6 protein-coding genes are annotated in these 10,167 nt (G+C 41.3%); 3 read left to right on the plus strand and 3 right to left on the minus strand.

The features are described from left to right. Positions 1-229 precede the first annotated feature (229 nt). The 3 genes from hrpA (at position 230) to Q0212_RS16645 (ending at position 7,561) form a co-directional block, all read left to right on the plus strand. A complete protein-coding gene (gene hrpA, locus Q0212_RS16635; RefSeq protein ID WP_297927608.1) occupies positions 230-4,114 on the plus strand; it encodes an ATP-dependent RNA helicase HrpA in 3,885 nt (1,294 codons plus the stop codon). A 70-nt stretch (positions 4,115-4,184) separates the two neighbouring features. Further along, positions 4,185-5,327: a beta-ketoacyl-ACP synthase III gene (locus Q0212_RS16640; protein WP_297927610.1), complete on the plus strand. Its 1,143-nt coding sequence runs from the start codon at positions 4,185-4,187 to the stop codon at positions 5,325-5,327. A 38-nt stretch (positions 5,328-5,365) separates the two neighbouring features. Beyond that, positions 5,366-7,561 carry a patatin-like phospholipase family protein gene (locus tag Q0212_RS16645; protein WP_297927612.1) on the plus strand — a complete coding sequence of 732 codons (2,196 nt, stop codon included), beginning with the start codon at positions 5,366-5,368 and terminating at the stop codon, positions 7,559-7,561. Between the two features lie 44 nt (positions 7,562-7,605). Here the strand turns inward: Q0212_RS16645 and pal are convergent, their stop codons facing one another. The 3 genes from pal to Q0212_RS16660 all read right to left on the minus strand — a co-directional run. Beyond that, a complete protein-coding gene (gene pal / locus Q0212_RS16650; protein WP_297927613.1) occupies positions 7,606-8,265 on the minus strand; it encodes a peptidoglycan-associated lipoprotein Pal in 660 nt (219 codons plus the stop codon). A gap of 42 nt (positions 8,266-8,307) precedes the next feature. Then, positions 8,308-9,600 carry a Tol-Pal system beta propeller repeat protein TolB gene (gene tolB, locus Q0212_RS16655; RefSeq protein ID WP_367176096.1) on the minus strand — a complete coding sequence of 431 codons (1,293 nt, stop codon included), beginning with the start codon at positions 9,598-9,600 and terminating at the stop codon, positions 8,308-8,310. Then, positions 9,581-10,167 (minus strand): cell envelope integrity protein TolA (locus Q0212_RS16660; RefSeq protein ID WP_297927617.1); only part of this gene is annotated, 587 nt, incomplete at its 5' end. The genes Q0212_RS16660 and tolB, both read right to left, overlap by 20 nt.

Here is a 10,167-nt window from a genome sequence, read left to right on the forward strand (position 1 = left end):
TGCCAAAATTAGCGCGTTTTGTGAGCATAAAACCGTTGAAAATGGTTGAAATGTGAACAAATAAGCGATAACCGCGTAAGTCCTAAGATGATGATAGTAAAATTGTGTGTAAAGTAAAAAAAATAGAGATCAATAGCAATTTAACGGCTTAACAATTTTGAAATACGATTAGACCCTACGTTAATCGGTCAAAAATTAAATATAAGCCTTGAATTTTTAAGAATTATGTATGCAAAAACACCAATTTTTTTCTGCTTTAGATAAAAGTCTTACTCAAGATCGGCCACGTTTTATTAGTCGTTGGCAGCGTTTACGTACCACACCTGAAGACAAAAGATCAGCCGCTATTGCTCAGTTGCAGCAACAGTTACAACAATCTCAACAAGCAGTGGCGCAACGTCAACAGGCTTTGCCAGCAGTGACCTTGAATGAAGATTTACCTGTTAGCCAACGTGCGCAAGAAATTATTCAAGCCATTCAACAACATCAAGTGGTGGTTTTAGCTGGCGAAACAGGTTCAGGCAAAACCACGCAATTACCCAAATTATGTTTATTGGCAGGGCGTGGTGTGTATGGATTTATTGGTCATACCCAACCCAGACGTTTAGCCGCGCGGAGTGTGGCAGCCCGTATTGCCGAAGAGTTAAACTCACCATTGGGCGAGGTCGTTGGTTATAAAGTTCGTTTTAATGAAGCCTGTAAAGCGGAATCGTATATCAAGTTAATGACTGACGGTATTTTATTGGCGGAATTAGCCAATGACCGTTATCTAAACGCTTATGACACGTTAATTATTGACGAAGCGCATGAGCGTAGCCTAAATATTGATTTTTTATTAGGGTATTTACGGCAGTTATTGGCCAAACGTCCAGACTTAAAAGTGATTATTACCTCCGCAACCTTAGATGTTGAGCGGTTTAGTCGTCATTTTAATGGTGCACCGATTATTCAAGTTGAAGGACGTACCTTTCCTGTGGAAGTGCGTTATCGGCCAATGGCTGAAGAAAACGTACAATCGGACGAAGATGAAGGTTTTGAGCAACTTGAAGAAGCTATGCCTAGAGCAGTATTGGCGGCAGTTGATGAATGCATTGACCATTCACGTCAGCAAGGTCGAGCGGGCAGTGGCGATATTTTGGTGTTTGCTAGCACCGAACGTGAAATTCGCGATTTAGCCGATACCTTACGCAAATATGGTCCACCACATACCGAAATTTTACCCTTATATGCACGTTTATCGCTTAACGAGCAACAACGTATTTTTCATCCGACAGGCAAAGGCCGACGGATTATTATTGCCACCAACGTTGCTGAAACTTCGTTAACTGTGCCAAATATTCATTATGTCATTGATAATGGTTTTGCACGGATTAGTCGTTACTCTTACCGTTCACGAGTACAGAGATTACCCATCGAGGCGGTTGCCCAAGCAGCGGCTAATCAACGTAAAGGTCGTTGTGGACGGATTGCCGCAGGCGTTTGTATTCGTCTGTATAGTGAAGAGGATTTTAATAGTCGGCCAGAATTTACCGAACCCGAAATTCGTCGTACTCATTTAGCCGCCGTTATTTTGCAAATGAATGTCTTGGGTTTGGGCAATATTAGCGAGTTTCCCTTTATTGAGCCGCCCGATAGTCGTTTTATTAATGATGGTGTCCGTGTTCTTGAAGAGTTAGGCGCATTAGACAAGCAACAAAAAATTACGCCATTAGGCCAACAACTCAGCCGTTTTCCTTTAGACCCACGTTTAGCACGGATGTTAGTCGCTGCAGCGCATAGTGCTTGTTTAGACGAAGTATTAATTATTGTCAGTGCTTTGGGTAGCCAAGACCCGCGTGAACGTCCGCCTGAAAAACAAATGCAGGCTGACCAAAAACACGCCTTATTTAAAGATAAAGACTCTGACTTTTTGTTTTATGTTAATTTGTGGCGTGCCTTTGAAGAAGTTCGTACCGATTTAAGCGAAAATCAACGTAAACAATGGATTAAAAGCCATTTCTTATCGTATTTGCGCATGCGTGAATGGCGAGAAACTCGTCATCAATTAGTGTTAGTGTGTAAAGATATTGGCTTACAACGCAACAATGAACCTGCGACTTATGAAGTCTTACATCGTGCTTTATTGACAGGCTTACTCTCATCGATTGCCCATAAAAATGATGATAAAGAGTATTTGGCCGCACGTAATCAAAAAGCCAAAGTTTTTCCTGCCTCGGCTTTATATAAAAAACCTGTCCCATGGTTAATGGCCGCAGAAATTGTCGAAACCAGCCAAGTGTTTTTGCGTACCAATGCCAAAATTGACCCTGAATGGATTGAGCAAGAAGGCAAACATCTCTTAAAACATCATGTGTATGAGCCACATTGGGAAAAAAATGCTGGCAAAGTGATGGCTTATGAGCAATTGTCTTTGTTTGGTTTGGTGGTAAATCCACGTCGTAAATTAAATTACGAAACCATTGATCCCAAAGAGTCGCATGAGATTTTTATTCGTCGTGCCTTGGTTGAAGGGGAGATTAATTTAAAAGCCCCATTTTTTAGTCATAATATGAAATTGGTTCAGGATATTATTGATTTAGAAGATAAATTACGTCGTCGGGACATTTTGGTTGATGATGAAGTTTTATATCAATTTTATGCCAATATTATTCCTGAACATATAGCCAATGTGCGTACTTTTGAAGGGTGGCGACGTGAGGCAGAACGACAAAATCCACAAATTTTGTTTTGCCAACCCGAAGCCTTGATGACTCAAGAGGGTGAAGCCTGTCATCAACAATATCCTGACAATATTGCTTTAAATGGTTTGGTGTTACCCTTAAGATATAAATTTGACCCCAGTGTTGATGATGATGGGGTGACGATTAGTATTCCTCATGCCGTGTTAACTCAATTAGATGATGCCGTGTTGTCATGGTTAATTCCGTCATTGTTAGCCGATAAAGTTGAAGCCTTGTTAAAAGCCTTGCCTAAAGCCATTCGTCGTCAATTAGTGCCTATTCCTGATACGGTTAAGGGCTTGTTAAGCCAATTACCTGAAAGTCGTCAACAATCTTTAAGCCAAGTTTTAGGGGGATTGTTGCAAAGACGTGGTATAACGATTAGTGCCGCAGATTGGCAGGAAGCCGAAAATAACTTGCCGCTTCACTGTAGATTTCATATAGAAATTATTGATAATAAAGGAAAGGTATTAAAAACAGGACGTGATTTATCTACCTTAAAAATTCAGCTTTCTAGCCAAAAAGTCGAGCTGGCAGTCAATAACCAACAAATCTTAACCAGCTTTCCTGAACGCATTGAACCTGTTGTTGAAAGAACGGTGGCAGGTTTACCAACCCGCAGTTATGCCGCTTTAGTCAAGCAAGAGCAGGGTGTGACTCTGCAATATTTGGCTAATCAGCATTTGGCACAAACACAGCATCAACGTGGTTGTTTGTATTTATGGCAATTGCATTGTGCAACCGAATTAAAACAGTTTAAAAAATCTATTCCCAATGCTTTGGTATTAGATTTCTCTGCGTTTGGCAATAATAAAGCTCAACTAGAGCAGCAGTTGGTTGATGCCTTGTGTTGGCAAGTCTTTGGTGAACAGTTGGTTTATAGTCAGGCCGATTTTGACAAGATACTAACTAGCAAACGTGGCCAATTATTAACCGTGGGGCAACAGTTAATTAAAACGGTGGCTAACATTTATCAACTATGGCGAGCGATTAATCAGCAAATTCGTTTGTATGGTCAAGCAGTGTTTGCTCAGGCTGTTGATGATATAAACTTACAACTGACTCATTTACAAGCTCAGAGCTTTTTAAGTGAAATCGCGCCCCAGCGTTGGCAGGAATACCCACGATATTTAAAAGGTCTGCAATTACGTTTAGAACGATTAACCAATAATATACAGAGAGATAATCAGGCCAGCCAAGAATTGCACAAACGTTGGCAGCAATATCAACAAAAAGTTGCTGACTTTACAGCACGGAGTGTTAATATTCAGCCTTTGCACGATTATCGTTGGTTGTTAGAGGAATATCGAATCTCTTTGTTTTCGCAACCGATGAAAACTGCGCTGCCCGTGTCAAAAGAACGCTTGGACAAACAATTTGCGGCGTTGGTGTAAGTCCGCAGTGGTCTGTTCTATAAAAATGATGTGTATTAACCCTATAGCGTAAGTTAACAGGAGCGAAGAATTGAAAAAAGTCGTCATCAGTGGTACAGGTTTATTCACTCCTGAAGAAAGTATTAGCAATGAAGAGTTAATTGACTCATTTAATGCCTATGTTGAATTATTTAATGCCAAAAATGCTGATGCCATTGAGCGCGGTGAAGTCACGGCTTTAAAAACCTCTTTTCCCGAATTTATCGAAAAAGCATCAGGCATTAAGTCTCGTTATGTCATCAATAAGTCAGGTATTTTAGACCCAGAACGTATGTTTCCAGTGATTGCTGATCGTTCTGATGATCAACAATCCTTACAATGTGAAATGGCTGTTAAGGCAATTGAAGGGGCATTAGCACAATCAGGCAAAACCGCAGCGGATATTGATGCGGTATTGGTTGCTTGCTCGAATATGCAACGTCCTTATCCTGCCATGTCCATCGAAATTCAACATGCGATTGGTGCAAAAGGTTTTGCTTTTGACATGAATGTCGCTTGTTCTTCGGCAACTTTCGGTTTGCAAACTGCTGCTGATATGGTGCGTAGTGGCTCAGCAAAATGCGTGTTAATGGTTAACCCAGAGATTTGTTCGGGTCACTTAGAATGGCGCGATCGTGATTGCCATTTTATTTTTGGTGATGTGTGTACCGCGGTGATTATTGAAACAGCTGATACTTGCACCAATCCTGAAGCATGGGAAATTTTAGGCACTAAACTACAAACCCAATTCTCTAACAATATTCGCAACAACTTTGGTTTTTTAAATCGTTGTGATGAAGAAGGAGTTGGCAAACGCGATAAATTATTCCGTCAAGAAGGCCGCAAAGTCTTTAAAGAAGTTTGCCCAATGGTTGCTGAGCAAATTACCCAGCATTTAGGCGAATTAGAGATTAGTGCGACCGATTTAAAGCGTATGTGGTTGCATCAAGCCAATAGCAATATGAATGATTTAATTGCCCGTAAAGTATTGGGACGTGATCCAAGTCCTGAAGAATCACCCACGATTTTAGATACTTATGCCAACACCAGTTCCGCAGGTTCTATTATTGCCTTCCATTTGCACCGCAATAATTTAAACGCCAATGATATTGGTGTTATTTGTTCCTTTGGTGCAGGTTACTCGATTGGTAGTGTGATTATTAAAAAGCGTCAATCACGAAGCAATCAAAAATAGGGCGTATATCGCCCTAATTTTTTATGTGGATCAACAATATGAAGTTTCCTTCCAAAACAGTATTAACCGTTGCATTATTAGCGTTAACCACCGTTGCGCAGGCCGCTCAACGTCCCAAAGTGGCCTTAGTGTTATCGGGTGGTGGTGCACGCGGTATTGCGCATATTGGCGTATTAAAAGTATTGCAAGACGCAAAAGTGCCTGTTGATTGTGTGGTGGGCACGAGTATGGGCGCGATTGTCGGTGGTGCAATGGCAACAGGGATGCCCGTTAACGACATGGAACAAGCGGTTACCACGGCAGATTGGGATCATATTTTTGGCGACAAACCTAAACGCAAGGATATTCCTTATTTTCGCAAACGGGATGATGAAAAAGATTATTTTGATTTTACCTTAACCTTAAAAGACTTTTGGCCTGTGCCACCACGTAATTTAGTAGGTGTGCATTATATTACCCAGTTTTTTCGTCAGTTAACGGGCGGCTTAGAAGTAGAGGAATTTGATGATTTACCAATTCCTTATCGCGCAATTGGTGCAGATTTAGAGTCAGGCAAAACAGTCATTATGCGTCATGGTGATTTGCCTTTAGTGATGAGAGCCAGTATGAGTGTGTCGGGTGTGTTTCCACCTGTGCCTTATGAAAACTACCTCGTAGTTGATGGCGGTATTGTTAAAAATATGGGTATTGATGAAGGGCGAAAACTCTGTGGTGATGTGGTGATTGCCGTCAATGTTTCTTCACCAAGTACCAATCGACAAAAGTTAGAGTCATTATTTGCGGTCAGTGAGCAAACGATTAACATTGCAGTGCAAAAAGACATGCAGGCACAAATTGCCACGCTCACGCCTCAAGATGTATTGATTACACCAGAAATGGGCAAGCTAAGCTCAACCGATTTTAAAGAAGCAGCACAGTTTATTGCCGCAGGCGAAAAAGCAGCGAAGGCAAGTTTAAAACAATTACAACGTTATGCCTTATCAGAAGCAGATTACCAAGCATGGCAACAACAAGTAGATGCTCGAAAACCAAAACATAAACCGATTAGTAAAGTAGAAATTACGGGCAGTAATTGGGTTAGCCCACAGGTGTTAAAATCATTATTAGCCGTTAAAAAAGGCGAAGTGTTAGATCAAGCACAATTGCACGATAGCATTGATAAAATTTATGCCCGTGGTGATTTTGTTCGTATTGGTTATCAATTATTACCTGAAGCACAAAACTCCTTGTTAAGAATTATTCCTGTAGAAAAGGATGGCCGAGACTTTGCGCGTATTGGTTTAAATTTGCATACCGATTTTGCTAATAACTCGTCATTTGGTTTAGTTGCAGGATTACGCCGTAGTTGGTTAAATCAGTTGGGCGCAGAGTGGCAAGCAGAAGGAGAGTTGGGAGAAACCCGTTCTTTATATACTGAGTTGTATCAGCCAACTGTCTTAAATGGCGAGTTTTTTGTTGCGCCTTGGCTAAAAATACATGATGAACCTCGCGATATTGTTTCTGCCCATGAAACAACGGCACAAAATCGAGTGCGTCATACAGGTGGCGGTGTTGATATTGGCTCTGTGTTAGGTAAATGGGGCGAAGTGCGGTTGAGCGTTTCTGAACAGCGAGTGAAATGGTCGTCGTCTTTAGAAAACGTTAAGACGGTGGCGGGTGAAAGCTATCAACAAACCGGTTATGGCCTAAAAGCTATTTTTGATCAATTAGATAACCCACGTTTTCCACGAAAAGGCAACTGGGCAAAATTAGATTATTTTCATGCAGAACAGGGCATGGGCAGTGATAAAGAGTATCAACGCATTAATTTTGATTGGCGACGGGCGTTTACATGGCAGGATTATACCTTGTTTGCGACAGGCCGAGGTGGTAGCTCTTTAGGCACAACCTTACCCTATGCTGAACAATTTCAATTAGGCGGTGCGTTAAATTTATCGGCTTATCGTCGTTCTGAATTAGCAGGCAATAATTATTTTTTAACACGATTGTTAGCTTATAAACAAATTAAAGACATCCCACCAGCATTGGGCGGCGGTGTGTATTTAGGTTTGTTAGCAGAAACAGGTGCTGTGTCTATGGAAGATAAGCGGTCATCGCGTTTGTTTGAAAGTACACCTTATAGTGTCGGGGTTGTATTAGCCGCAGATACCCGTTTAGGGCCATTTTATTTAACCATTGCCAAAGGCGATCAAGACCGACATACAGCTAATTTAACCTTGGGGGTGACTTATTAAATAATTAAGCCCCTAAAAAGGGGCTTAATTATTTTGTTAGCAATTTATTTAGGAGCATTCGCCTTGTAAGTAATTTCTACACGGCGGTTTTCTGCCCATGCTGCTTCGTCATGGCCATCATTGATAGGTTTTTCTTTGCCATAGCTAACAGTATCTAACTGACCACCACGCACACCGTTACTGCTTAAAAATGCTTGAACCGCATTCGCACGACGCTCACCTAAAGCCATGTTGTATTCACGAGTACCACGTTCATCAGCATGACCAGAAAGTAGAACCTTAGCTTGAGGGTTTTGATTTAAGTAACTGGCATGTGCTTGTAAAATTTTTAAGTCATCGCCGTTAAGATCACTACTATCATAATCAAAGTGAACTAAACGAGTGCTTAATAAATCAGCTTGATTGCTACTATCATTATTCGCATCCGAGCCATTATCAGTATTTTGACCAGTGGCATTTTGGCCATTAGCATTTTTACCTTGATTTTTGTTGGCATTAGCTAAGGCTTCGGCTTTTAAACGTTCTTGTTCGGCAAGCGCGGCAGCTTGAGCTTCGGCAGCTTGTTTATCTTTGTCGGCTTGGCTTTGGTTTGACGTTTGCTCGCTTCCCGTTGGAGTGGTAGTAGACTTTTTTAGGGTGCTACAGCCAGTCACGCCAATCGCTAAACTGATGGCTAAGACTAAACTAAGTTTACTGTTTAACATGTATCTTTCTCCCAATGAATTAGAGCGTAAAATGTAAAAGAATTAAGGCGACCATGCAGGCTCACGTACTTGTCCTTCGGAAGCAGGAAGTTGCATTTTAAAACGACCATCTAAAGACATAATGCCTAACACCCCTTTGTTGCCTTGTCGTGTTGCATAAACAATCATTTGACTATTTGGGGAGAAGCTTGGTGCTTCATCTAATGGCGTCTCTGTGAGTCGTGTTAAGCCACCTGTTTGCAAATCTTGAATAGCAATTTGAAAACTTTGGCCTGCTCTGCGATGTACCATCGCTAAATATTTACCATCAGGACTAATGGCACCACGGCCATTAAAAGAGCCTTCAAAGGTTAAACGCTTCACTTCTTGGCTAGCTAAGTCCAAACGATAAATTTGTGGGCTGCCACCTCGGTCTGAGGTAAAGATTAACCCACGGCCATCAGGATACCAACGTGCTTCGGTATCAATTGCGTAATGATTGGTAAGTCTTGTTAGTTTTTTGCTAGCAATCTCGAATACATAAATTTCGGGATTCCCATCTTGAGATAAAGTTAGAGCAAGTTTTGAGCCATCAGGCGACCAAGCAGGTGCGCCATTTAAGCCTTTTAAACGACTAATAATTTGACGTTCTTGGGTAATTAAATTTTGGCTATAAATAGCGGGTTTGCCACTTTCAAAGGAAACATAGGCCATTTTTTGGCCATCAGGCGACCAACTTGGTGACAAAATCGGTTCTTCGCTATCTAAAACCGTGGTGGGACGACGACCATCCGCATCAGCAATATCGAGTCGATAACGGGTTTGGCCAGCTTGTTTATACTGCAAAACATAGGCAACACGAGTGCTAAAAGAGCCATCAAATCCTGTAATTTGTTTAAAAATACGATCACTAATAAAGTGAGCCGCATCTCGCCAACGCGCAGGCGGGATAGTCATGCTTTCGCCTAACAGGCGTTGTTGTTGATTGCTACTTAATAATTCATATTGAATGGTTAATTGATTATTGGCTTGGGGTGTGACTGTGCCAACCACTACATAATCTAAATTAATCGCTTGCCACACACTATAAGTGATTTCGGCACTATTGCTTGGTTTTTCAGGAAATTTATCGGCAGGTTTAAATAAACCACTACGCGCTAAATCCTGACTAATAATGGTATTTAAGGTTTCGCTGTTGTTATCATTAGCAAAAGGCACAATGGCAATTGGCGTTGCATTAGGTGGGGGTGCAACAACATCGAACGTTATTTCGCCATAACTAGGCGTGGTGGCTATGCCAATTAAGGCAAAAAAGAACAAACGAAGAGAGCGCATGTTAGTCCTTGCTGCTAAAATTAAAAGTTAAGCTACGAAATTGGTTAAACAAAGCAGGGTCATTGGGCACAGGTAGGGGGCTGGCTTTGTTAATGGCAGCTTCAATGCTAGCATCAAAGGCATCATTTCCACTACGCTTAATAAACAAAATACTACGAACATCACCATCAGGTAGTAGGGTTACTCTGACTTGCGCTTTTAGCTCATCACTTTTAGGAGGGATTGACCATTGGCGTTTAACGGTTTCGTATATTTTACGTTTATATTTTTCAATTAAGTCTGTTTGCGCTTGTTTGGCTTTTTCGTTGGCTTCGCGGTCAGCTTTTTCTTTGGCCAGTTTTTCTTCTTTGGCTAAAGCATCGGCTTCTTTTTGGGCGGCTAAAGCTGCCTCTTTACGCATTTGATCTTCTTTAATTTTTTTATCTATGCCATCAAATTCTTTATCAATACTATTCTTTTTCAAGGCATCTTGCAGTTTTTTGCGCGCAGCCGCTTCTCGCTCGGCTTTTTCTTTGGCGAGTTTCTCTTCTTTGGCTTTAGCTTCTTTGTCAGCTTTTTCTTTAGCTAATTTCTCTTCTTTAGCTTTGG

The sequence above is a fragment of the uncultured Agitococcus sp. genome, assembly GCF_937920075.1.
GTDB lineage: Bacteria > Pseudomonadota > Gammaproteobacteria > Pseudomonadales > Moraxellaceae > Agitococcus.

Coding starts and splice junctions, on each gene's coding strand:
- hrpA (WP_297927608.1), top strand. CDS start 230: ATGCAAAAACACCAATTTTTTTCTGCTTTAGATAAAAGTCTTACTCAA.
- Q0212_RS16645 (WP_297927612.1), top strand. CDS start 5,366: ATGAAGTTTCCTTCCAAAACAGTATTAACCGTTGCATTATTAGCGTTA.
- pal (WP_297927613.1), bottom strand. CDS start 8,265: ATGTTAAACAGTAAACTTAGTTTAGTCTTAGCCATCAGTTTAGCGATT.